This window comes from Flavobacterium sp. Sr18, from assembly GCF_011064265.1.
Lineage (GTDB): Bacteria > Bacteroidota > Bacteroidia > Flavobacteriales > Flavobacteriaceae > Flavobacterium > Flavobacterium petrolei.
The window spans coordinates 1,962,856-1,985,128 of sequence record NZ_CP049329.1; the positions used below are offsets into that span (position 1 = coordinate 1,962,856).

22 protein-coding genes are annotated in these 22,273 nt (G+C 34.8%); 14 read left to right on the forward strand and 8 right to left on the reverse strand.

What is annotated here, in order from left to right:
• Positions 1-61: 61 nt before the first annotated feature.
• Together G7A72_RS08720 and G7A72_RS08725 are read right to left on the reverse strand one after the other, a co-directional pair.
• Positions 62-1,690, reverse strand: coding sequence for a S8 family peptidase (locus G7A72_RS08720; protein ID WP_165152191.1), 1,629 nt, complete (start codon positions 1,688-1,690; stop codon positions 62-64).
• 74 nt (positions 1,691-1,764) lie between these two features.
• Entirely contained in the window at positions 1,765-2,625 is an 861-nt protein-coding gene (locus G7A72_RS08725) for an MBL fold metallo-hydrolase (RefSeq protein ID WP_165152192.1), read from the reverse strand.
• 168 nt (positions 2,626-2,793) lie between these two features.
• Here G7A72_RS08725 and G7A72_RS08730 point away from each other — a divergent pair, with 168 nt between their 5' ends.
• The 5 genes from G7A72_RS08730 (at position 2,794) to sufD (ending at position 7,294) form a co-directional block, all read left to right on the forward strand.
• Positions 2,794-3,123 carry an iron-sulfur cluster assembly accessory protein gene (locus G7A72_RS08730; RefSeq protein ID WP_113636269.1) on the forward strand — a complete coding sequence of 110 codons (330 nt, stop codon included), beginning with the start codon at positions 2,794-2,796 and terminating at the stop codon, positions 3,121-3,123.
• Between the two features lie 71 nt (positions 3,124-3,194).
• Positions 3,195-4,643, forward strand: a complete 1,449-nt coding sequence (gene sufB / locus G7A72_RS08735; RefSeq protein WP_113664807.1) for a Fe-S cluster assembly protein SufB — start codon at positions 3,195-3,197, stop codon at positions 4,641-4,643.
• A 70-nt stretch (positions 4,644-4,713) separates the two neighbouring features.
• Complete coding sequence (locus tag G7A72_RS08740) at positions 4,714-5,103, forward strand: four helix bundle protein (RefSeq protein ID WP_165152193.1); 390 nt, start codon at positions 4,714-4,716, stop codon at positions 5,101-5,103.
• 40 nt (positions 5,104-5,143) lie between these two features.
• Positions 5,144-5,896 (forward strand): Fe-S cluster assembly ATPase SufC, encoded by a 753-nt coding sequence (gene sufC, locus G7A72_RS08745; protein ID WP_099714056.1) that lies wholly within the window; start codon positions 5,144-5,146, stop codon positions 5,894-5,896.
• A gap of 81 nt (positions 5,897-5,977) precedes the next feature.
• On the forward strand, positions 5,978-7,294 hold the full coding sequence (gene sufD / locus G7A72_RS08750; RefSeq protein ID WP_165152194.1) for a Fe-S cluster assembly protein SufD: 1,317 nt from the start codon (positions 5,978-5,980) through the stop codon (positions 7,292-7,294).
• Positions 7,295-7,496: 202 nt separating this feature from the next.
• Here sufD and G7A72_RS08755 read toward each other — a convergent pair whose 3' ends face one another.
• A complete protein-coding gene (locus tag G7A72_RS08755; protein WP_165152195.1) occupies positions 7,497-8,186 on the reverse strand; it encodes a hypothetical protein in 690 nt (229 codons plus the stop codon).
• A 122-nt stretch (positions 8,187-8,308) separates the two neighbouring features.
• A complete protein-coding gene (locus tag G7A72_RS08760; protein WP_165152196.1) occupies positions 8,309-9,655 on the reverse strand; it encodes a serine hydrolase in 1,347 nt (448 codons plus the stop codon).
• A 239-nt stretch (positions 9,656-9,894) separates the two neighbouring features.
• Here G7A72_RS08760 and G7A72_RS08765 point away from each other — a divergent pair, with 239 nt between their 5' ends.
• The 8 genes from G7A72_RS08765 (at position 9,895) to G7A72_RS08800 (ending at position 16,255) form a co-directional block, all read left to right on the forward strand.
• Positions 9,895-11,109, forward strand: coding sequence for an aminotransferase class V-fold PLP-dependent enzyme (locus tag G7A72_RS08765; protein ID WP_165152197.1), 1,215 nt, complete (start codon positions 9,895-9,897; stop codon positions 11,107-11,109).
• Between the two features lie 19 nt (positions 11,110-11,128).
• Complete coding sequence (locus G7A72_RS08770) at positions 11,129-11,560, forward strand: hypothetical protein (protein ID WP_165152198.1); 432 nt, start codon at positions 11,129-11,131, stop codon at positions 11,558-11,560.
• 23 nt (positions 11,561-11,583) lie between these two features.
• Positions 11,584-12,003, forward strand: coding sequence for a SufE family protein (locus G7A72_RS08775; protein ID WP_113664801.1), 420 nt, complete (start codon positions 11,584-11,586; stop codon positions 12,001-12,003).
• Positions 12,004-12,074: 71 nt separating this feature from the next.
• Complete coding sequence (locus G7A72_RS08780; RefSeq protein WP_206531503.1) at positions 12,075-12,494, forward strand: GxxExxY protein; 420 nt, start codon at positions 12,075-12,077, stop codon at positions 12,492-12,494.
• A gap of 182 nt (positions 12,495-12,676) precedes the next feature.
• Positions 12,677-13,000 (forward strand): SUF system Fe-S cluster assembly protein, encoded by a 324-nt coding sequence (locus G7A72_RS08785; protein ID WP_113636249.1) that lies wholly within the window; start codon positions 12,677-12,679, stop codon positions 12,998-13,000.
• A 1-nt stretch (position 13,001) separates the two neighbouring features.
• Complete coding sequence (locus tag G7A72_RS08790) at positions 13,002-14,834, forward strand: ABC transporter ATP-binding protein (RefSeq protein WP_113636247.1); 1,833 nt, start codon at positions 13,002-13,004, stop codon at positions 14,832-14,834.
• An 8-nt stretch (positions 14,835-14,842) separates the two neighbouring features.
• Positions 14,843-15,358, forward strand: a complete 516-nt coding sequence (locus tag G7A72_RS08795; protein WP_165152199.1) for a DUF2480 family protein — start codon at positions 14,843-14,845, stop codon at positions 15,356-15,358.
• Positions 15,359-15,406: 48 nt separating this feature from the next.
• Positions 15,407-16,255, forward strand: a complete 849-nt coding sequence (locus G7A72_RS08800) for a DUF3078 domain-containing protein (protein ID WP_165152200.1) — start codon at positions 15,407-15,409, stop codon at positions 16,253-16,255.
• A 155-nt stretch (positions 16,256-16,410) separates the two neighbouring features.
• Here G7A72_RS08800 and G7A72_RS08805 read toward each other — a convergent pair whose 3' ends face one another.
• The 4 genes from G7A72_RS08805 to hflX all read right to left on the reverse strand — a co-directional run bounded on the left by G7A72_RS08805 (position 16,411) and on the right by hflX (position 20,162).
• Complete coding sequence (locus tag G7A72_RS08805; RefSeq protein ID WP_165152201.1) at positions 16,411-16,965, reverse strand: transposase; 555 nt, start codon at positions 16,963-16,965, stop codon at positions 16,411-16,413.
• 265 nt (positions 16,966-17,230) lie between these two features.
• Positions 17,231-17,911 carry a hypothetical protein gene (locus G7A72_RS08810; protein ID WP_165152202.1) on the reverse strand — a complete coding sequence of 227 codons (681 nt, stop codon included), beginning with the start codon at positions 17,909-17,911 and terminating at the stop codon, positions 17,231-17,233.
• Positions 17,912-18,065: 154 nt separating this feature from the next.
• Entirely contained in the window at positions 18,066-18,500 is a 435-nt protein-coding gene (locus G7A72_RS08815) for a GIY-YIG nuclease family protein (RefSeq protein ID WP_165152203.1), read from the reverse strand.
• 411 nt (positions 18,501-18,911) lie between these two features.
• Complete coding sequence (hflX, locus tag G7A72_RS08820; RefSeq protein WP_165152204.1) at positions 18,912-20,162, reverse strand: GTPase HflX; 1,251 nt, start codon at positions 20,160-20,162, stop codon at positions 18,912-18,914.
• A gap of 240 nt (positions 20,163-20,402) precedes the next feature.
• Here hflX and G7A72_RS08825 point away from each other — a divergent pair, with 240 nt between their 5' ends.
• Positions 20,403-22,049: a DUF6377 domain-containing protein gene (locus G7A72_RS08825; protein WP_165152205.1), complete on the forward strand. Its 1,647-nt coding sequence runs from the start codon at positions 20,403-20,405 to the stop codon at positions 22,047-22,049.
• Positions 22,050-22,273 lie beyond the last annotated feature (224 nt).

A 22,273-nucleotide genomic window follows, 5' to 3' on the forward strand; every position in this document is an offset into this window, starting at 1 on the left:
ATTTGATTTAAATAAAAATGGAAGGACAAATTGTCCTTCCATATAATGAATTGTTTAAATATTATTTAGACATTTTTTCAGCCATCAGTAAAGCGTTGTACGCATTTACTATTTTTCCTGATTTAGAAAGAGTAGTAAAAGAACGCGTATCATTTGCTTTTCCACCAACAATAACATCTGTTGAAATGGCAATTCCTGAATCCATCAAAATATGCTTCACTTGTTGAGCAGATAATTTCGGATAATACGAACGGATTAATGCAGCAACTCCGGCAGCATTTGGCGCAGCCATTGAAGTTCCTTGTAAATATTTATAAGTATTGTTTGGAGTTGTTGCGTAGATTTTTACACCAGGAGCAAAAACGTCAACATTAATTTTTCCAATATTAGAAAAACGAGCCACAACTTTATTTCCATATTCAAAATTCAAAGCACCAATTGTGATTAAATTATCAGCAAACTCAGTTACTTTATCTTCAGAATCGTTAGGGAAATTTTCAGCAAAGTCAATGTCTTTTGCATCATTACCAGCTGCGTGAACGATAAATACATCTTTTTTCTCAGCATATTTTATAGCATCATAAACCCATTGCTTGTGTGGAGAAAAACTTTTTCCAAAACTTCCGTTGATTACTTTGGCACCATTATCAACTGCATAACGAATTCCAAGTGCAATATCTTTATCATACTCATCACCATCTGGCACTGCACGAACGGTAAGGATTTGAACATTATTAGCAACACCATCCCCACCTAATACGTTGTTTCTGCTTTGAGCAACAATTCCGGCAACGTGCGTTCCATGAAGAATTTCGTTCTTGTCTGGTCCCATCACATTGTTGTTTCCGTATTTAGTATCGGTAATATCATTTGGATTATCTCCTACCACTTTACGATAATCTGTTTTCAGATTGTCTCCGTTTATAAGGGCAATTTGCTCTTCTAATTGTTTTTGAACAGCAACTTTTAGTTCCGCTATTGGCAATCCATAAGAAAGCATTTGTTGCATAGCCGCTTTACTTTTTTGTGTTGCCGGTTCTTGCGAAACAATTGCATTTACCTCTTCGATTGTATAAACAGGTTTGCCAAAATGTTTGACTAAAACAGCATCACCTGCAGCAATAGTTTCTAGCATTTGCTCTGAACGCGTTTTTCCAGCAGTCGCATCAGCCACTTTTTTATCATTTAATGCTTTCGCCGCTTGATATGTAGCGTCATCAACTAAAGTTTTATCTTTGATGATTCTTTCGTATTCCAAGTTTTCTTTAGTACTGTCTCCAAGAAAATTCCATCCGTGAATATCATCGATAAATCCGTTTTTGTCATCGTCAATTCCGTTTCCGGCAATTTCTTTCGTATTGGTCCAAAGCACCGATTTCAAATCCTCGTGCTCAATATCCACACCAGAATCTACAATCCCAACAATAACTGAAACGCCAGTTTTACCTTTTAATAATTCGGCATAAGCCTTATCAACACTCATTCCAGGAATTGTATCGGATACAATGTCTAAATGACTCCAACGCTTTAAATCGTTTTCAGTAATAGGCGATTTTTTAGTGATGTTCAAAGGAGCGCTTATGGCAACCAGTCCAGAATTAGTAGTATTTGAAACTTGTTTTGAAGCGCCACATCCTACTAATGCTAAAAGTGCAAAAGCAGAAATGTAAATAGGTTTAATGGTATTCATCGAAAATGTTTTTGTTAATTTGAAATATTTGTCTAAAATAATTTTTTTTGTTAGAAAAGGCGTTATGATTAACACTATGTTAAGATTTGTTCGCAGGTGAAAACTTCTGCTAAGCGAACTCCCTTTTCGGTTTTTTGTACGGTTATGATTTCATTGTGTGCGTCGTGTTCCAAGAACAAATAATAATTATTATCTGCCGCAGCATTCATGAATTTTTCTTTTTCTGGCATAGTTAATAAAGGCCTAGTATCGTATCCCATTACATACGGAATAGGAATATGACCAGCTGTTGCCAATAAATCAGCGCAAAAAACGATTGTTTTGTCCTTATATTTAATGTGCGGAATCATTTGCTTTTCGGTGTGTCCATCAGCAAAGAAAATGCCAAAACCCAATTCCGATGTTGCGAGAAAATCACCTTCGGGTCTTTGAATGAAATTCAGCTGTCCGCTTTCCTGCATCGGCAAAATGTTTTCGGATAAAAACGATGCTTTTTCTCTGGGATTTGGCTTTGTTGCCCATTCCCAGTGATTTCCATTAGACCAGAATTTAGCATTTTTAAAAGCCGGTTCGTATCCTGTTTTCTCTTTATTCCATTGTACGCTTCCACCACAATGGTCAAAATGCAAATGAGTCATAAAAACATCGGTAACATCATCGCGATGAAAACCATATTTGGCCAACGATTTATCCATGGAATGTGTTCCCCAAAGCGAGTAATACCCAAAAAATTTCTCCGATTGTTTGTTTCCCATTCCGGTATCAATCAAAATCAATCGGTTCTCATCTTCAATTAATAAACAGCGTGCCGCAATATCAATCAAATTGTTTTCATCGGCTGGATTGGTTTTGTTCCAAATGGTTTTTGGCACCACGCCAAACATGGCTCCACCATCCAACTTAAAATTTCCAGTTTCTATAGGGTATAATTTCATGATTCTTGTTTTTTTCGAGAGGAATCAAAGTTAAGTAATTCAAATGCTTTTATGGGTTCCAAATAGGTTTTTTCTATTTTTACATTGGTTATAAAAATGTTATCAATTATGGAAAAAGATTTTTATGCACTATCTTTGTCCTTAATTTAGACAAAATCAATATAAGCTATGATAAAAGTTTCTGACACAGCAAGAAAAAAAATCATCGATTTAATGCAAGATGATGGTTTTGACGCTGCAATCGACTACGTACGAGTGGGTGTAAAAAGCGGCGGATGTTCTGGATTGTCTTATGATTTAAAATTTGATAAAACAAAAAGCGACGACGATAAAATTTTTGTAGACAACGATATCACTATCGCTGTTGAAAAAAAATCTTTTCTGTACTTAGCCGGGACAATATTAGAATTCTCAGGAGGAATTAATGGTAAAGGGTTTGTTTTCAATAATCCAAATGCCAATAGAACATGTGGTTGTGGAGAGAGTTTCTCTCTTTAATATTTAGACATCAATAATAAAGTTTAATATTCAATTTTTGAATTTTTAAATCTTTAAATCTTTAAATCAGAATGAGCAAATATACAGAAGACGACTTAAAAATCGAACTCGAAACTAAAGAATACGAATACGGATTTTACACCGAATTAGAATCGGAAACGTTTCCTATTGGTTTAAATGAAGATATCGTTCGCGCTATTTCGCACAAAAAAGGAGAGCCACAATGGATGACCGATTGGCGTCTGGAGGCTTTTCGTGCTTGGGAGCAAATGACAGAGCCAGAATGGGCAAATGTGCATTACACTAAACCTGATTTTCAGGCGATTTCCTATTATTCAGCGCCAAAAGCGGTAGATCCCAATAAAACATTGGACGATGTAGATCCGGAACTTTTAGAAATGTACAAAAAGTTAGGTATCTCTGTCGATGAGCAAAAAATGATGAATAATGTTGCGATGGATATCGTGGTCGATTCAGTTTCAGTAGCGACTACATTCAAGAAAACATTAGGCGAAAAAGGAATTATCTTCATGAGTATTTCTGAAGCCATCAAAGAGCATCCAGAATTAGTTCGTAAATATTTAGGAACAGTTGTACCGCAAAAAGACAACTTTTATGCGGCGCTAAATTCGGCAGTTTTCTCTGATGGTTCGTTCTGTTATATTCCAAAAGGCGTTCGTTGCCCAATGGAACTTTCAACTTATTTCAGAATCAATCAGGCAGGAACGGGACAATTCGAAAGAACCTTATTAGTTGCTGACGAAGGCAGTTATGTTTCGTATTTAGAAGGTTGTACGGCTCCAAGTCGTGATGAAAATCAATTGCACGCTGCTGTAGTGGAACTAATCGCTTTGGACGATGCCGAAATCAAATATTCGACAGTACAAAACTGGTATCCTGGAAACAAAGAAGGAAAAGGTGGCGTTTTCAACTTTGTAACTAAAAGAGGAATCTGCGAGAAAAACGCAAAAATTTCATGGACACAAGTGGAAACAGGTTCAGCGATAACTTGGAAATATCCTTCTGTTATATTAAAAGGAGATAATTCAACAGGAGAATTTTATTCGATTGCTGTCACTAATAATTTTCAACAAGCCGATACTGGAACCAAAATGATTCATTTAGGTAAAAACACTAAATCGACCATTATTTCTAAAGGAATTTCTGCCGGAAGATCACAGAACAGTTACAGAGGTTTAGTCCGAATTTCACCAAATGCAGACAATGCCAGAAACTTTTCGCAATGTGACTCGTTATTAATGGGGAACAATTGTGGCGCACATACTTTCCCTTACATAGAAAGTAAAAATCCATCGGCAAAAATAGAACATGAGGCTACGACAAGTAAAATTGGCGAAGACCAAGTTTTCTATTGCAACCAACGAGGTATTCCTACTGAAAAAGCTATTGCTTTAATCGTAAACGGTTTCAGTAAAGATGTTTTGAATAAGTTGCCAATGGAATTTGCCGTAGAAGCACAAAAATTATTAGAAATTTCTCTTGAGGGATCTGTAGGATAAAAATTTGTTTAAAGTTTAAGGTTTAAAGTTGAGCAACTTATGATTAACTTTAAACCTTAAACAAAAATGAATGGCGACAATAACTAAGTTTGAAGATTTAGAAATTTGGAAAGAGGCTAGACGACTGGCAAAAGAAATTCATATTATTTCTGTAGAATCAGATTTAAAAAATGATTTCAGATTTAAAGATCAAATAAAAGCATCATCAGGCTCAGTAATGGATAATATTGCTGAAGGTTTTGAGAGAAACGGAAATTTAGAATTTAGACAGTTTTTGTCTATTGCAAAAGGATCCGCTGGAGAAACTAGGTCGCAATTATACCGAGTTTTGGATTACAATTATATCAATGAAGAAAAGTTTGAAATTTTAAAAACTGACTTCGAAAATTTAAGTGGAAAAATAAACAATTTTATATCATATTTAAACAAGAAAGATTTTAAAGGCACCAAGTTTCAGTAAACACGAGAACTTTAAACTTTAAACTTTAAACAAAGAAAACATGTTAAGTATAAAAAATTTACACGCCTCGATAGGTGACAAAGAAATATTAAAAGGAATCAACCTTGAGGTAAAAGCAGGAGAAATTCATGCGATAATGGGACCAAACGGAGCCGGAAAAAGTACCCTTGCGTCCATCATTGCAGGAAACGAAAACTACGAAGTAACCGAAGGTGAAATCTCTTTAGACGGAGAAGACCTTTCGGAATTGGCACCAGAGGAAAGAGCACATAAAGGTGTTTTTCTTTCGTTCCAATATCCGGTTGAAATTCCGGGAGTTTCAGTTACTAACTTCATGAGAACTGCCATCAACGAAACACGCAAAGCAAACGGTCAGGAAGAAATGCCTGCAAATGAAATGCTAAAAGTGATTCGTGAAAAATCAGAATTATTAGAAATTGACCGTAAATTTTTGTCTCGTTCTCTAAACGAAGGTTTTTCTGGTGGAGAGAAAAAACGTAACGAAATTTTCCAAATGGCAATGTTGGAACCAAAATTGGCTATTCTTGATGAAACCGATTCTGGATTGGATATTGATGCGTTACGAATTGTTGCTAATGGAGTTAACAAACTAAAAAGCGACAAAAACGCCATCGTAGTAATTACACACTACCAACGTTTATTGGATTATATCGTTCCTGATTTCGTTCACGTATTATACAACGGAAAAATTGTGAAATCCGGTGGAAAAGAACTAGCACACGAATTGGAAGAAAAAGGATACGACTGGATTAAACAAGAACAAGAAGCTTAAAATTTTGTTTGAAGTTTAAAGTTTAAAGTTGTCTCGAGATAACTTTAAACTTTTAAACCTTAAACTTTAAACAATATAAAAATGGAATTAAAAGAAAAATTACTATCGTCTTTTATGGCTTTCGAAGAGCGCGTCGATGTTCACTCTGAACTTCATGACGTGAGAACTGCCGCCATAAAAAACTTTGAAAATAAAGGTTTCCCGACCAAAAAAGACGAAGCTTGGAAATACACTTCGCTAAATGCCATCTTAAAAAATGACTTTACCGTTTTTCCAAAACAAGAAAATGCAGTTGAATTCAACCATGTGAAAAAATACTTTTTACACGAAATAGACACCTATAAAGTGGTGTTTATTGATGGTGTTTTCAGTTCGCATTTATCGTCAACCACACACGAAGGAATTGATGTTTGCTTGATGTCATCGGCATTGACCAAACCAAAATACAAAATGGTTATTGATACTTATTTTAACCAAATTGCCAACAAAGACGAAAGTCTGACTTCCTTGAATACGGCTTTCGCTATTGAAGGTGCGTATATCAACATTCCAAAAAGTAAAGTGGCCGACAAACCTATTGAGATTATGTATTTCTCAACAGGAAATGAAGCAGCTCTTTTGGTTCAGCCGAGAAACTTAGTGATTGTTGGTGAGAATTCTCATGTTCAAATTATTGAGCGTCATCAAAGTTTAAACGAAAATCCGGTTTTAACGAATTCTGTTACCGAGATTTTTGCTCAAAAACGTGCTATCGTTGATTATTACAAAATTCAAAACGATACGCTTGAAGCGAATTTAATAGATAATACGTACGTTTCTCAACAAAAAGAAAGCCACGTTTCGGTTCACACCTTCTCTTTTGGAGGAAACTTGACGAGAAACAACTTGAATTTTTATCACTTTGGGGAACGATTGACAAGTACGTTAAACGGAATCACGATTATTGGCGAAAAACAACACGTAGATCATTATACATTAGTGAAACATGCGGCTCCAAATTGCGAAAGTTTCCAAGATTATAAAGGAATCTATGCTGATCGTTCTACAGGAGTTTTCAACGGAAAAGTCTATGTGGAAAAAGATGCTCAAAAAACAAATGCGTTCCAAAAAAGCAACAATATTTTATTAAGCGACAAAGCGACAATAAATGCAAAACCACAATTGGAGATCTTTGCCGATGACGTAAAATGTTCTCACGGTTGTACCGTTGGACAATTAGACGAAACCGCAATGTTCTACATGCAACAACGTGGAATCCCTAAAAAAGAAGCGAAAGCGTTATTGATGTATGCGTTCTCGAATGCTGTTATCGAAAACATCAAAATACCGGAATTAAAACAACGCATCACCAAAATTATCGCCACAAAATTAGGGGTGAAATTGGGATTTGATTTGTAGTTTTTTAAAGACAAAGTCCGCAAAGATTTACGCACAAAGGGCACAAGGTTTTTTACTAAACTTTGTGCCCTTTTTATTTTTTGCTCTTTGTGGTTGACTTTATTTAGGAGCTACTCCCGCTATCCATTGCAATCTTTTTTCGGTAAAAACCTCAAAAGGATTTTCATTTCTATCGGGGCTAAAAAATGGTACAACCAATTACTTAATTAATAATATAACTAACCAAAATACTTTCTACAGTACTACCATCAACGGTGTTTATAGATTTTATTGGGCCTATTCCCTTTGCATACCAATATAAAGATTCAGTACTTGTAGTTTGCCCTTCAATATTAACTTCTTGTCTCAAACTCATTTTAATAACATTAGGATAAACCTTATCATTAATAGTAACACTCGCATCTTTCTCTAGAATAACACCTGAATACTTTATAGTCATTAGCGAAGAAGCAGACTGTGAACCACTTTTATAATTTACATTTACCTTAACAGTTCCATTCCATAGTCCATTAATTGCTAAGTTATCTTTAAATACCGGTAACTCGTAACTATCCATTTTAATATTAATACCACTTTCGACAATATCTAAAGCTCCTGTTTTTAGAAAATAAGTATTGTCTTTCTTAGCAACCCAAATTTTCAAATTATATTCATTTGGCTCTGTAATTATGTAATAAGTGTTCCCGCCAAATTTTTCAGTTCCCGTAATTTTTACAGTGGACGGAGTGCCATTTTCATTATAAACCCATTGGTTATTTATTGCCAGGGGCCAATAACTTTCACTAGAAACCTCTTTTGAATCATCAGAAACAGAATCATCATTAGAGCAAGATGTAATTAATAAGACTGGAAAAAGCAATGTAAATAATGCTAATAAGGTAATTTTTTTCATGTTAATATTTTTTATACGGCCAATATATAAAATTTTAAGTATACTCATAAATTCTATTGACAATTATGCTAATTTATATTAAAAAAAGACAAACTATCTAGAGTTACAATACAGCATAATTTTTATGCCTTCAAACTCCCAATAATCCCCTTCATGATTTCATTAAAATTAAATTCTGGAGATTCTTTTAAACCCATTCGCACCACAACTAAGTCAAGTGACGGAATAATCAAAATCATTTGACCTTGATAACCACTACAAAAATACATATCCTTTGGAACATCTTGAAACCTGCCACCAGCATTAAGCCAAAAATGAGCACCGTATCTTCCGTCTGAAGTATTCGTAGGTGTTGCTGTATATTTTGCCCAACCTTCATTGAAAATTTGTTCCCCATTCCAATTGCCGTTATGTAAATACAGTAACCCAAATTTTGACCAATCTCTCGTTGTTGCCCAACCGTAAGATGAACCCACATAATTTCCAGCCATATCGGTTTCGATAACCATAGAATTCATTCCTATTTTATCAATCAAAGCTGAATACCAAAAATCTAAATATTCCTGATGCGTTTTGAACTGTTTTCGCAAAATTCCGGAAAGTAAATTCGTAGTTCCTGAGGAGTAATTCCATCTCGTGTTGGGTTTGAATGCCGCCGGTTTCTCAAGTTGGGAACGCGTCATATCCTCGGCTTGAAAAAGCATTTCGGTAGCATCACAAATTCTATCGTATTTCTCCTCCCACTGTAAACCAGAATTCATGTGGAGCAAATCACTTGTGGTTATTAATTTTCGTTCGTCGTTTGCCCATTCTGGAATTGGAGCTGGAGCATCAATATCAAATTTCCTTTGTTTCTCCAAAATTCCAAACATAGCGCTGGTAATGCTTTTGGTCATGGACCAGCCTAATATTCTACTGTTTTTATCGAAACCGGTATCATACTTTTCGGCAATAATTTTGTCTTTATAAATCACTAAAAGGGAACGCGTTCTCTTTTTCAATTCTCCTTTTTTATCGAAAGCATTGGCGACAGCCGCATTCAATTTAGTATAATTAACATTAGTAAAAATGCTGTCTTTAGGTTCCTTATTTCCATACGGAAAAGGTAAATTGTTGTTCAACTTTGTTCTTTTGGGAACTAAATACGGTTTTGACACATCAAAATCATCATTGATTAAAGTCGCTCCCAAACCTTCGCGGTAAATTGCTTTTCTTGCTTTTAAACCATAAACCGAAGCCACAGCAAACTTTCCGGCATCTTCAATTTTGTTTTTGGCCAAATCAATCATGTCGATATCATTGTCGCCTTTCTCAATCATTTCTTGCGAACGATTATCAATAAAATGTCCCGAAGCGATACTTTTAGCCGAAAAGCCAGAAATTAAATCCAGTTTTGGATAAGTAGTGAACCCAACATAAAAGATTCCGATAAAAGAAGCAAAACCAACGAACTTGAATAATTTTTTCATAGAAAACTAATTTGAAGCAATTTAATAAAAAAGAACCACATTTTTGAACCGATACCGAATTGAGAAAATCAAGTTTTATTAACAAGTGTTTGCTAAAAATTAATTCCAATTTCACTACTTTTGTATTTAGAAAAATTCTAAATAATGAAAGACTAATTCCAAATTAGTTTCTCTAAAAAAATGTTGACTATTGGCTTTATTTCAGACCAATAAAAACATTAAAAAAACAAGCCGACAAAATGTTAGACATTAATAAAATTAGAGCCGACTTCCCTATTCTTTCACAAAAAGTAAACGGAAAACCATTGGTTTATTTTGACAACGGAGCCACTTCGCAAAAACCACAAGTGGTGATTGATGCGATTTCAAAATATTATCAGGAAATCAACGCTAATATTCATCGTGGCGTTCATACTTTGAGTCAGTTAGCAACTGATGCGTATGAGATTTCACGCGGTAAACTTCAAAATCATATCAATGCAAAATTTGCTCATGAGGTACTTTTTACTTCGGGAACAACGCATGGAATCAATTTAGTTACAAATGGATTTGCTTCGATTTTGAAACCAGGTGATGAAGTTTTAGTTTCGGCATTGGAACACCACAGCAATATTGTGCCTTGGCAAATGTTGTGCGAGAAAACGGGAGCGACTTTGCGCGTGATTCCAATGAACGAAAATGGCGAATTGATTATGTCAGAGTATGACAAATTACTTTCGGATAAGACCAAAGTTGTTACCGTAAATCACATTTCGAATGCTCTTGGAACTGTCAATCCAATTAAATACATGATTGACAAAGCACATGAAGTTGGTGCGGCGATTTTGATTGACGGAGCGCAAGCTGTTCCGCATTTGAAACCAGATGTTCAGGAATTGGATTGTGATTTTTATGTTTTTTCAGGACATAAAATATGTGGTCCTACAGGAACTGGAATTTTATATGGAAAAGAAGCTTGGCTAAATAAATTACCGCCGTATCAAGGTGGAGGTGAAATGATCAAAGAAGTGACTTTCGAGAAAACTACTTATGCGGAATTGCCTCATAAATTTGAAGCCGGAACACCAAATATTGCTGGTGGAATCGTTCTGGGAACTGCCGTTGATTATATGAATGAAGTTGGTTTTGACAACATTCAACAACAAGAAAAAGAATTATTGGAACACGGGACGAAACGATTATTGGAAATTGAAGGTTTGAAGATTTTTGGTACCGCCAAAGAAAAAACTTCCGTAATTTCGTTTAACATTAAAGGAATTCATCCCTACGACATTGGCACTATAATTGACAAATTAGGAATAGCAGTAAGAACAGGCCATCATTGTGCGCAGCCCATCATGGATTTCTTTAAAATCCCAGGAACAATAAGAGCATCGTTTGCCTTTTATAACACCAAAGAAGAAATTGACATCATGGTTGAAGCTATTAAAAGAGCACAAACCATGTTGTCTTAAAAATTATAAATATTTGAATATGAAAATCCTAACATTACTATTTCTGACTATTTTTATGGGCAACGGTTGCGATAGCACCAAAGCACAAGATATTGAAACCGCTGTTATTGAATACACTGCCAACACAAGAGGTTTTTATCAAAAAATAACGGTGAAAAATCAGATGCTGACGGTTTCAAAAGACAGAGACGGAAATGATAAACCGGTACCAACGAAAATTTCGGATGCCGACTGGAAAGAATTAGTGGATTGTTTTAAAAAGGTGGAATTGGATAGTTTATCCAAATTAAAAGCACCAACCGAAAAACGTTTTTATGACGGTGCGGCTATCGCGAATTTGAAAATCACCTTCAAGGAAAAAGCCTATGAAACGAATAGTTTTGATCATGGTTTTCCGCCAAAAGAAATCAAGAAATTAGTGGATACAATAACGTCATTAGCTAAAGAATAAAACTGAAATAAATTCAGCATAGTATGAAAATTAAAGAGATACAAGAGGAAATTGTTGATGAGTTCTCCATGTTTGACGACTGGATGGAGCGTTATGAATACATCATCGAATTAGGAAAAAAACTTCCTTTGATAAAAGAAGAATTCAAAACCGAAAACAATCTGATTAAAGGCTGCCAGTCAAAAGTATGGTTGCAGGGGGAACAAACGGATGATAAAATTGTTTTCACTGCCGACAGTGACGCCATTTTGACCAAAGGAATTATTGCGATATTAATTCGGACTTTTTCCAATCAAAAAGCATCTGATATTCTCGAAGCCGACATGAATTTTATTGACGAAATAGGTTTGAAAGAACATTTATCACCAACGCGAGCTAACGGATTGGTATCGATGATAAAAAATATAAAAATGTATGCTTTAGCGTTCAATGCACAGAATTGATTTCAAACATATAAGTCATATCAGTTTTTTTAATTCAAATTAACATACACTAACTTTACCAACTTAAGCTGATGATTATAAACATAACGAGGAGTTATCTAAAAGATTTAGTGTATCAGGTTAATGGAGCAGCAATTGAAGTTCATAAAAGTATAGGTCCGGGTCTACTGGAATGTGTTTATCATCAATGCCTAAAAAAAGAATTAGAATTACGGAAAATAAATTATTCTTCTGAATTACTGGTCCCTTTAAAATATAAAGGACATGAGTTAGAATCTAAATTACGATGTGATTTATTTATAGAAAATGCTCTTGTTGTTGAATTAAAATCGGTAAGTGAAATTAACCCGATTTATGAAGCACAATTACTTACTTATATGAATTTATTAAATGCGCCAATTGGTTTGTTGATTAATTTTAATGTGAAAAATATTTTCTACGAAGGTCAAAAAACAATGGTGAATGAATTATATAGGCGGCTTGAAGACTAAAAAAAATTAAACATCTAAGTCATATAAGCAAATTAGATGAATGTTTTACTTTGAACAAAGAAACTTACATGACTTATATGGTTTAAAAATATTAAAAACTAAAATAAAAATTTACACATACTTATATCTTCTTTGAAAAGACAAACTTATATGACTTATGTGTTTAAAAAACAGACAAAATTATGACACAAGAAATAGACACCACAGAATTAGGAGAATCAATAGTAAAAATATTAAAGACTATTTACGATCCAGAAATCCCTGTAGATATATATGAATTAGGACTGATTTATGACGTGATGGTTAATACAGATTATGAAGTGAAAATCCTGATGACACTTACCTCTCCAAACTGCCCGGTTGCAGAAAGTTTACCAAGAGAAGTGGAAGAAAAAGTAAAATCATTAGAGAATGTAAAAGATGCTGAAGTAGAAATTACTTTTGATCCGCCTTGGAGTAAAGATTTAATGAGCGAGGAAGCAAAATTAGAATTGGGAATGCTTTAAAATGGCGCGGACTCAACCCAAATCTTTAAACGATCAAAAAATTGGACTAAAATCTTCTTTTGATTCGCTTTTTTTTATACCCCGCTTTTTCAAAGAAATTTGGCGTACTAACAAAACGTTATTCTTGACATCAGCTTTTTGCAGAATCGTTGCGGCTTTGTTGCCCGTTGCAATTTTATGGGTTGGAAAACTCATTTTTGATGCCATCATCCAAATTACAACACACGGCGAAAAGGATTATTCTGCGCTATGGCATTCTGTAGCAATAGAGTTTATACTCGTCGTGTTATCTGATTTAGTAGGTCGGGCAATTTCACTTACCGATGGAATTCTTGGAGATCAGTACAATATCAATAGTTCAATTAAAATTATCAAAAAGACTAATGAAATCGATATTAGTCTGCTGGAAAATTCTGAATTTTACGACAAGCTTGACCGAGCAAGAACGCAAACGGCAGGTCGTGTTGATTTAATGTCGAATGTTTTAGGTCAGGCGCAAACTACTATTTCTATCTTTTCGCTTGTAATAGGATTGATTTATTTTGAACCTTATTTAATTGTCTTATTAATTTTAAGCATTTTTCCTTCTTTTATTAACGAAGTACGTTTCAGTCAACAACAATATTCGCTGGCTAGAAGCTGGACTTCCGAAAGAAGGGAATTGGATTACCTTAGATTTATTGGCGCTAATGATAAAACGGCAAAGGAAATTAAGCTTTTTGGATTAACTAGCTTTCTGGTCGAAAGATTTGAAACCCTTGCAACGCGCTATTTTAAATTAAATAAATCGCTCGTTGTAAAACGTTCCAGTTATGGGTTTTTATTTAATGTTTTAGGATCAATTAGTTATTATGCAGCATATGTTTTTATAATTTACAGAGTTCTTTCGGGCGGAATTACACTTGGTGAATTAACTTTTTTATCCGGGAGCTTCAATCGTTTAATGAGTAGTCTGCGAGATTTTTTTTCGAAATTTACTCGGATATCCGAAAGCTCTTTATATCTGAAAGATTATTTTGATTTTCTTGACATTCCGTCCGAATATAAAAATGAAAAGGAGGTTCCGTTGCCAGAAAAAATCAAAACCGGATTTGAATTTAAAAACGTCTATTTTGCTTATCCGGAATCTGATAATCAAATAGTAAAAGACATTAGTTTTGTTATAAAAGCTGGAGAAAAAATAGCATTCGTTGGGCAGAATGGTGCTGGAAAAACAACACTTACTAAATTACTGCTTCGGTTTTACGAGCCAACATCGGGTGAAATTTTGCTTGACGGCATCAATATAAATAGATATAATAAGGCCAATTACCAAGAATATTTTGGAGTCCTTTTTCAGGATTTTTTCAAGTATGAATTTTCAGTGAAAGAAAATATCGCCATCGGCAAAATTGATGAAATTAATGATTACGAACGAATACAAAAAGCGGCTGAATTGAGTTTGGCCAACGAAGTTGTCTCTGAATTAAAGTATGGCTACGATCAACAACTAGGAAAACGATTTGCCAAAGGGCAGGAACTATCCGGAGGACAATGGCAAAAAATTGCATTGGCGCGGGCTTACATGAAAAACGCTGAGGTTATGATTCTAGACGAGCCCACATCAGCACTGGATGCCAAAGCTGAAAGCGAAGTTTTTGAACGATTTATAGGATTAATAAAAGATAAAACCAGTGTAATAATCTCTCATAGATTTAGCACTGTGAGACAGGCAGACCGTATTTTAGTCTTACAAGAAGGTAAGATCTTAGAATCAGGAACGCATAATGAGTTAATGGAAAATAAAAAATTATATGCCCAACTGTTCACACTGCAGGCTGAAGGCTATCTATAAAAAATGGTATGGAAGATGAAATTATAAATAAAGTTGCGAATAGTGTTTTGGAAGTTTTCGATCTCGAAGATTATTATCCAAAAGGGATTCGTACGCAAATCGATATTTCGCAATGGCTTTTGGAAGGTTTTTTATTGAAAGAAAAAGACTTTAGAGAGGAATTAAAAAATCACGACTGGTCACAATACCAAGATCAATATGTAGCTATTGATTGCAGTACCGATGCTATTGTTCCGGCTTGGGCTTCAATTTTGGTGGCAATTCAACTAGCGCCATTTGCGAAGAAAATTATCAATGGAACTTTGGAAGATTTAGACGCTTCACTCTATGAAGAATTATTGCCTAAAATTGATTATTCGGTTTATGAAAATAAGCCTGTTATTATAAAAGGATGCTCCAGAAAACCGGTTCCGATGCGGGCTTATGTATTAGCAGCGCATTACTTGCAACCTTTTGCACGAAGTATAATGTATGGCGAAGCATGTTCTGCCGTTCCATTATACAAAGCACCTAAAAAGGGATAATATATTTACGTTTAGTACTAGTTTAAAGTGTAATTTAAAATATAAAACATGAAAAAAATAGCTTTTTCTGTAGTGTTTCTTTTTGCCATGCTTTCTGCTGCTGCACAAGAAACGGCAACAGACACGATTAAGTATTGGACCAAAAAAGGAAACATCTCACTGCTTTTTAATCAATCGGCTTATAATAAACAATGGCTGGGCGGTGGAACTTCGAATATTGCGGGGAATTTTGGACTGAATTATGACTTCAATTATAAAAAAGAAGATATCGTTTGGGATAACAAATTTATTTTAGCGTACGGTTTAACCAAAATAAAAGGAGACGAAAAAACTGCAAAAACGGACGATCGTCTGGAACTGAATTCTCTTTGGGGAAAGAAAGCCAAAGGTCAATGGTACTATTCGATGTTTTTTAATTTCAAGACTCAAATGGACACTGGACTGGACAAAAATGACGATAAAATATCGCATTTTTTCTCTCCGGCCTATTTCCAGTTGGGACCAGGAATGCTGTGGAAAAAAAGTAATAATTTGAGTGTCAATTTTTCTCCGGCGACTGCAAAACTAGTTGTTGTTCATCCTCATTTTACTGAATTTGGTCCTTCTTTTGGAGTATTGCAAGGCGACTCCACTCGATTTGAGTTTGGAGCCAGTATTACGGCATACTACAAATTCAATATCATGACAAATGTATCTGTAGAAAACCGACTGAATTTATATTCCAATTATTTAGATAATCCTCAAAACGTGGATGTTGATTACCAAATGAATGTGATTATGAAAATCAATAAATACTTGTCGGCTAACGTAGCATTACAGGCCATTTATGATGACAATTCGATTCAAGCCGTTCAGGTAAGAGAAGTATTTGGTTTAGGCGTCAACTACGGTTTCTAAGAAAATACATTTTTATAAAAAAAGACCTTTAGAAATTTCTAAAGGTCTTTTTTTTGTTCTGTAGTGTCTCTGTACTCTGGTGCTCGTTTGCAACGAGTACCTACTTACTTGTGTGAACTAAATAAAGCGTTTGCAACGCGGCTAATGTAAACAGATTACCATAAAGGTTCGACATTTACATTACAAAAAACAGTATTATCTTCTTCATAATTTCTATAACTACTGTTTACATAATCTCTTTCATGAAAAACAATTTCGGCTTCAACAGGATTATAATGTATGTAGTTTACACGCTGTTCTATTTTTTCTAAAGTATCCAATATAACCGGATGAAAACCATCTTGCCACACTTTATAATTTTTAGCCCTTCCTGATTTTTGAGATTCAAAACTAAATTTCCGTAACAGCCATTCTCGCCTGCTTTCAGGATGTTCTTTTATGGCTTCTATTAGTTTTTTCGATGTGAATTTTTTAAAATCCCGAATAACATTTTGCAACTCTCCATCAAATGCTGTTACAATTAAATGAATGTGACTAGTCATGTATACATAAGCATGAGCACTCAATCCTTTTTCCTTGATACAATAATTTAAGGATTCATCTAAAATAGTACAATAATTAGGTCGTACAAATAAATCTACCCAGTCTACAACTGTTATAGTAATAAAAGTAGGCACTGTACTATCGATAACTTTGTAATTCTCAGACATGTTTTTTGAAAATATTGATTTTAAGAAACGCTACTATAAAACAGTCGTATACTCCTTTAAAGAAACTCCGGTTTTAACGATCCGCGTTGCAAACGCTATAATTTGTTTCTTAATTTAAGTAGGTACTCGTTGCAAACGAGCACCAGAGAATGTGGACAAACGAGCGCTAGTGGGTGTTTTTTTGCCAAATCATCCCAAATACAAAACCAACTTTCTATCAAGCCAATTGCCCTAATCTGTTGTATTAGCTGTTATGCACAGTCATTTAATCGATTGGACTTTCAGTTATAAATTCTAAAAATTCTTTTCCAAAGGTTGTTGTTCTCGGAGTCATTAAACCTGAGCCTGTCATTGTGGTATGTAAACCGCTAGTTTTATGTAAACCTGCTCGTGACAAATCATCCCAAATCAAATCATACAATTCTCTTTTTCCATTTAATTCAGGATATGCTTCTTCCAAAACATTTGATAAACCGGCAGCCATATAATTCGGCAAACTCTTTCCATTTTTCTTAAACCAATTTTCGGGATTGTCAAATAATTTCAGGATTTTAATGTGCCAAACTGTGAAAGTCGATATAAAGTTCAGAAAGATTTGCACTTCAGTTATGTTTGGATTTTCTTCAACGGCGCTATTCAAAATTACGTTTTTGAAATATTGTATTTTCTCTTTTTCGCTTGTTCGAAGTGCTAACTGTGTGGTTTGCAAAACAACGTCTATAAAAACATCATTATTTGATAATTTAATCAAATCAAGTTCTTCTTTCTGTTCAAGTTGTTTTAGTTTTTTGCCTACTTCAATCATCCATTCATTTCTCCTTTTTTCTAATGGAGGAGTGACTAATAATTGTAAAAGCTCTGACGCTGTCGCGCCAACAACAGGAATAGAACCAAGAACTGCTTTTGCAACACCATATGCAATGTCATCTTTTGTTTCTTTTTTCATTTCTAGGTTTCTTATGATTGTGCATGACGTTATGCCACTTTGAGATGGCTGGAAGTTCGTAACCGCTCAATTTTCGGCTTAACGAAAACTTGATGTGGAACGATTATTCCACTAAATTCCAGCTAGCTCAAAATGGCGGTTGGGCGACGTAGTTTTATTCTCTATTATTGAATAATTTATTGTCAGTAGTTACAATTTTCGAAAGTAAAAATTCTTCAAGTCCTGTACATTCAAATTTCGATTCGTCAGGGACTGCAACTGTCAAGACAAATCTAGGATTAGTTTTCCACGTATGTTTAGTTTTACAATTCTTATTCTCATCATATTCAAAATAACTTCCAAATCTATAGCCAAAATGATTTGATTTTCCGATATAAGCTACTTCAAGATTTTCATCTAAAAAGAAATAGACTCCAGCTTTACCATTATTTAGCCATTCTTTTGGCCATTTACTTTCAACATTTAGTTGAGCTTCTTTTTCTGGATTTAAATCATATAATCCACTTATAATAAATCTTTCTAATTTTGGATTTCTATAATTTTCTTCATAGAATTCGACCAATTCCAACGCTTCCTTTTTGCTTGCCATAACTTGTTATTTTATTTAATTTTTTAGTAGAATCACGGTACCATGTCGCCCAACATGTATATACCCGCTAAAAAATAGCGCTTATACCTCTCATTTTGGGTGGGTACACGCTACTGCTTAGAGTATTACTTTCAAATATACACCTTAATAATTATCTTACAAATTATCAAATAGACTTTTAATTTCTTAATTATTGTTATCGCTACTCCGCATGAAGGATGACAGCGGAAATCCTTCCGATTTTTCTTCGGGAGATTATAGCGAACAGCCTGACGCAGCTGTAACGCAGAGAAAGCTGGGACAGGCCCAAAAAAAATCCCTTTTGAAAATATCAAAAGGGATTCTGTTGCTGCACTAGCGCTGTTCTAGACTGCGCTCAAACTGATAGCTTTGTACTCTATAAATTGAAAATTATTCGTTTTCTTCTTCTTCTTTGTCTTCTTTCTCCACTGCGTCTTTATAATCCGGATATAAAAACTTATTGTACGGAAAACGGGTGATGTGAATTTGTCTTACAGCCTCATAAACGCGTTCTCTAAATTCCTCAAAATTTTCTTTCTCGGTAGCGGAAATAAACAATGCATTTTGCTCTCCTACTCGACTCATCCATGTCGCTTTCCATTCTTCCAGCGTGTAATGTCTTGGTGTTTTTTCGGTCATTAAATCATCTTCGTCAATAGTCAAATGCTTGTACGCATCGATTTTGTTGAAAACCATAATAACGGGTTTGTCATTTGCCTTGATGTCCAATAACGTTTGGTTTACGGATGCAATATGATCTTCAAATTCCGGATGCGAAATATCAACTACGTGCAATAACAAATCCGCTTCGCGAACCTCATCCAGCGTACTTTTGAAAGAATCAACCAGTTGCGTTGGTAATTTTCTAATAAATCCTACAGTATCCGAAAGTAAAAAAGGCAGGTTTTTAATAACTACTTTTCGAACGGTGGTGTCCAACGTAGCAAAAAGTTTGTTCTCTACAAAAACGTCACTTTTCCCAACGGCATTCATCAAAGTCGATTTCCCCACATTTGTATATCCAACTAAAGCCACGCGTACCATGGAACCGCGATTGCCTCTTTGCGTTCCCATTTGCTTGTCGATTGCTTTGATTTTATCTTTCAATAAAGCAATTCTATCCCGTACAATACGTCTGTCTGTCTCAATCTCTGTCTCTCCGGGTCCACGCATTCCAATTCCCCCTTTTTGACGTTCAAGGTGTGTCCAAAGTCCCGATAATCGAGGCAACATATAGATACATTGTGCTAATTCTACCTGCGTTCTTGCATAAGAAGTTTCAGCACGTTGCGCAAAAATATCCAGGATAAGGTGCGTTCTGTCCAGAATTTTACATTCTGTTATGATTTTAGATATATTTTTTTGCTGTGAAGGCGATAATTCATCATCAAATACCAAAGTAGATATATCATTTTCTTTTACAAAAAGATGAATCTCTTCAATTTTTCCAGTTCCTACAAAAGTCTTAGGATTTGGACGTTCCATTTTTTGCGAAAAACGTTTCACCACTTGGCCTCCTGCGGTAAAAGTCAAAAACTCCAATTCGTCAAGATATTCGCGCAGTTTCTCTTCACTTTGGTTTTGAGTTACAATACCAACTATAGCCGTTTTTTCGAAATTTAATACTTCTTTTTCTAACATATTTTTGAATAAGTTACAAATTTAATGATTTGTAAGGGACTTATTGAGTTCTGGGTTTATAAAAAAATCATAACGTGTGAATAATGATAGTATTTTGGTCGAACGACATATTAGACCAAAGAAGCACCAAAAGAAATTAGCAAATTTGCAGTAATTGTAAAATCTCAAACCTTTGCACTGCTTACTTTAGGAGTTCCATTGGATTTTTAATTATTTTTACAGCAATTTAATACCATTTGAATGAATCGCTTTTTGACAGTACTTATTGCATTCTTGCTTCCTGTTTTTCTTTTTGCCCAAAATAATTCTGAACAATTATTGCAGGAATTGGATCAAACAGTTGCGGATTACCAATTGTATTCAGATAAAAAAGAGATTCAAATCAACAAACTCAAAGAACTGCTGCTTTCTACTTCGTCCGATATTCAAAAATATGATGTTTACGGAAAGTTGTATGCTGAATATAAATCGTATCAATCCGATTCCGCGTTGATTTACGCTCGAAAGAGTTTTCAAATAGCCGAAAAACTAAATGACATTGAAAAGCTAAATCATGCCCGATTAAATCTAGCTTCCATCATGGGAACATTAGGAATGTACAAGGAAGCAACCGAAATTCTTAATCGAATCAACATCACTACTTCACCCGAACTAAAAGGCTATTATTTTACGGTAAACAGTGTCGTTTATGGCTATATGTCCGATTATGCGGCTTCACTTCAGGAAAAGAATAAGTATATTGTTTTAACAAAAAAGTACCGTGATTCTTCTTTAAATTATTACAAACCGCAATCAAGCGCCTATATTATGGCGAAATCCAGTACGCTTCTTGATGCCGGAAAACACAAGGAAACACTGGCTTTATTACTGAACTATTTCCCGAAAATTGCTCACAACAGTGATGATCGAGCGGTTATTGCCTACATTATTTCACAGGCGTATCGCCAAAAAAAAGACTTTAATCAGGAGAAAACATGGTTGACTATTTCGGCTATATCCGATTTGCAGTTGGCCAAGAAAGAATATATTTCGTTGCGTTCGTTGGCTTTTCTAATGTATGAAAACGGGGATATTGATCGCGCTTACAAATACATAAAACGCTCTCTTGAAGACGCTCTTTTTTGTAATGCACGCCTACGAACCTACGAAATCTCAAAGATGTTGCCTATTATCAACGAGGCGTATCAAAAACAAAATGAAACCAATCGATTTCAGTTGGTACTGTTTTTAATAAGTGCGAGTATCTTATCCATGTTCTTGTTGGCGGTGCTTTTTTTACTTTTCAAGCAAATGAAAAAATTATCCAAAGCAAAACAGGATTTAAGTTTGGCCAACAGCAAGCTTTCGGAGTTGAATACTGAACTAAATACTTTCAATGAAAAATTGAATGAAACCAATTATACGCTGACCGAAGCCAATCTTTTGAAAGAAATATACATTGGTCGTTACATGGATCAGTGTTCAGACTACATCGGAAAATTGGACGAATACCGCCGAAAATTGAATGTGATGGCAACAACGGGAAAAATGAACGACCTGATTAGTGCCGTAAAATCAAAACAGTTTGTCGAAAATGAACTCGCAGCATTTCTAACGAATTTCGACAAGACGTTCCTGCAACTCTTCCCTAACTTTATACAAGAATTCAGCGCTTTATTGATTGACGACGAAGCCATACAACTGAAGGAGGGCGAACTCCTAAATACGGAATTAAGAATCTTTGCACTGATTCGTTTGGGCATCAAGGACAGCGCAAAAATATCGACTTTCCTGCGCTATTCGGTATCCACAATTTACAATTACCGTTCGCAACTCAAAAACAAAGCCGCTGGTCCACGAGAAGATTTTGAAGCTAACGTAATGCGGATTGGAACCAATCTAAAATAGAAAAATGCTGTTTTTCAAATAGGTCTTTGGGATAAAAACAATAACAAAGGTCTATTTTTTATTATAAATCTACCACTTTTTTTAAATACTAAATTTACATAATAAACAGTTATTCAGTATCTTGCATTTAAAAATGAGAAACGCAATCTACTTTTTTATGATGACAAAAATATGTAGTGTGTAAAGCGTTTACTTTTACCTTTTAGAAATATGGAAAACTATGG

Excerpts from the sequence above, each read along its gene's own strand:
- G7A72_RS08760 (WP_165152196.1), bottom strand. The coding sequence starts at position 9,655 with ATGAAAAAATTATTCAAGTTCGTTGGTTTTGCTTCTTTTATCGGAATC.
- G7A72_RS08785 (WP_113636249.1), top strand. The coding sequence starts at position 12,677 with ATGACACAAGAAATAGACACCACAGAATTAGGAGAATCAATAGTAAAA.
- G7A72_RS08825 (WP_165152205.1), top strand. The coding sequence starts at position 20,403 with ATGAATCGCTTTTTGACAGTACTTATTGCATTCTTGCTTCCTGTTTTT.
- G7A72_RS08795 (WP_165152199.1), top strand. The coding sequence starts at position 14,843 with ATGGAAGATGAAATTATAAATAAAGTTGCGAATAGTGTTTTGGAAGTT.
- G7A72_RS08800 (WP_165152200.1), top strand. The coding sequence starts at position 15,407 with ATGAAAAAAATAGCTTTTTCTGTAGTGTTTCTTTTTGCCATGCTTTCT.
- G7A72_RS08810 (WP_165152202.1), bottom strand. The coding sequence starts at position 17,911 with ATGAAAAAAGAAACAAAAGATGACATTGCATATGGTGTTGCAAAAGCA.
- G7A72_RS08730 (WP_113636269.1), top strand. The coding sequence starts at position 2,794 with ATGATAAAAGTTTCTGACACAGCAAGAAAAAAAATCATCGATTTAATG.
- G7A72_RS08790 (WP_113636247.1), top strand. The coding sequence starts at position 13,002 with ATGGCGCGGACTCAACCCAAATCTTTAAACGATCAAAAAATTGGACTA.
- G7A72_RS08775 (WP_113664801.1), top strand. The coding sequence starts at position 11,584 with ATGAAAATTAAAGAGATACAAGAGGAAATTGTTGATGAGTTCTCCATG.
- sufB (WP_113664807.1), top strand. The coding sequence starts at position 3,195 with ATGAGCAAATATACAGAAGACGACTTAAAAATCGAACTCGAAACTAAA.
- sufD (WP_165152194.1), top strand. The coding sequence starts at position 5,978 with ATGGAATTAAAAGAAAAATTACTATCGTCTTTTATGGCTTTCGAAGAG.
- G7A72_RS08805 (WP_165152201.1), bottom strand. The coding sequence starts at position 16,965 with ATGTCTGAGAATTACAAAGTTATCGATAGTACAGTGCCTACTTTTATT.
- hflX (WP_165152204.1), bottom strand. The coding sequence starts at position 20,162 with ATGTTAGAAAAAGAAGTATTAAATTTCGAAAAAACGGCTATAGTTGGT.
- G7A72_RS08770 (WP_165152198.1), top strand. The coding sequence starts at position 11,129 with ATGAAAATCCTAACATTACTATTTCTGACTATTTTTATGGGCAACGGT.
- G7A72_RS08765 (WP_165152197.1), top strand. The coding sequence starts at position 9,895 with ATGTTAGACATTAATAAAATTAGAGCCGACTTCCCTATTCTTTCACAA.
- G7A72_RS08815 (WP_165152203.1), bottom strand. The coding sequence starts at position 18,500 with ATGGCAAGCAAAAAGGAAGCGTTGGAATTGGTCGAATTCTATGAAGAA.
- G7A72_RS08720 (WP_165152191.1), bottom strand. The coding sequence starts at position 1,690 with ATGAATACCATTAAACCTATTTACATTTCTGCTTTTGCACTTTTAGCA.
- G7A72_RS08725 (WP_165152192.1), bottom strand. The coding sequence starts at position 2,625 with ATGAAATTATACCCTATAGAAACTGGAAATTTTAAGTTGGATGGTGGA.
- G7A72_RS08780 (WP_206531503.1), top strand. The coding sequence starts at position 12,075 with ATGATTATAAACATAACGAGGAGTTATCTAAAAGATTTAGTGTATCAG.
- sufC (WP_099714056.1), top strand. The coding sequence starts at position 5,144 with ATGTTAAGTATAAAAAATTTACACGCCTCGATAGGTGACAAAGAAATA.
- G7A72_RS08755 (WP_165152195.1), bottom strand. The coding sequence starts at position 8,186 with ATGAAAAAAATTACCTTATTAGCATTATTTACATTGCTTTTTCCAGTC.
- G7A72_RS08740 (WP_165152193.1), top strand. The coding sequence starts at position 4,714 with ATGGCGACAATAACTAAGTTTGAAGATTTAGAAATTTGGAAAGAGGCT.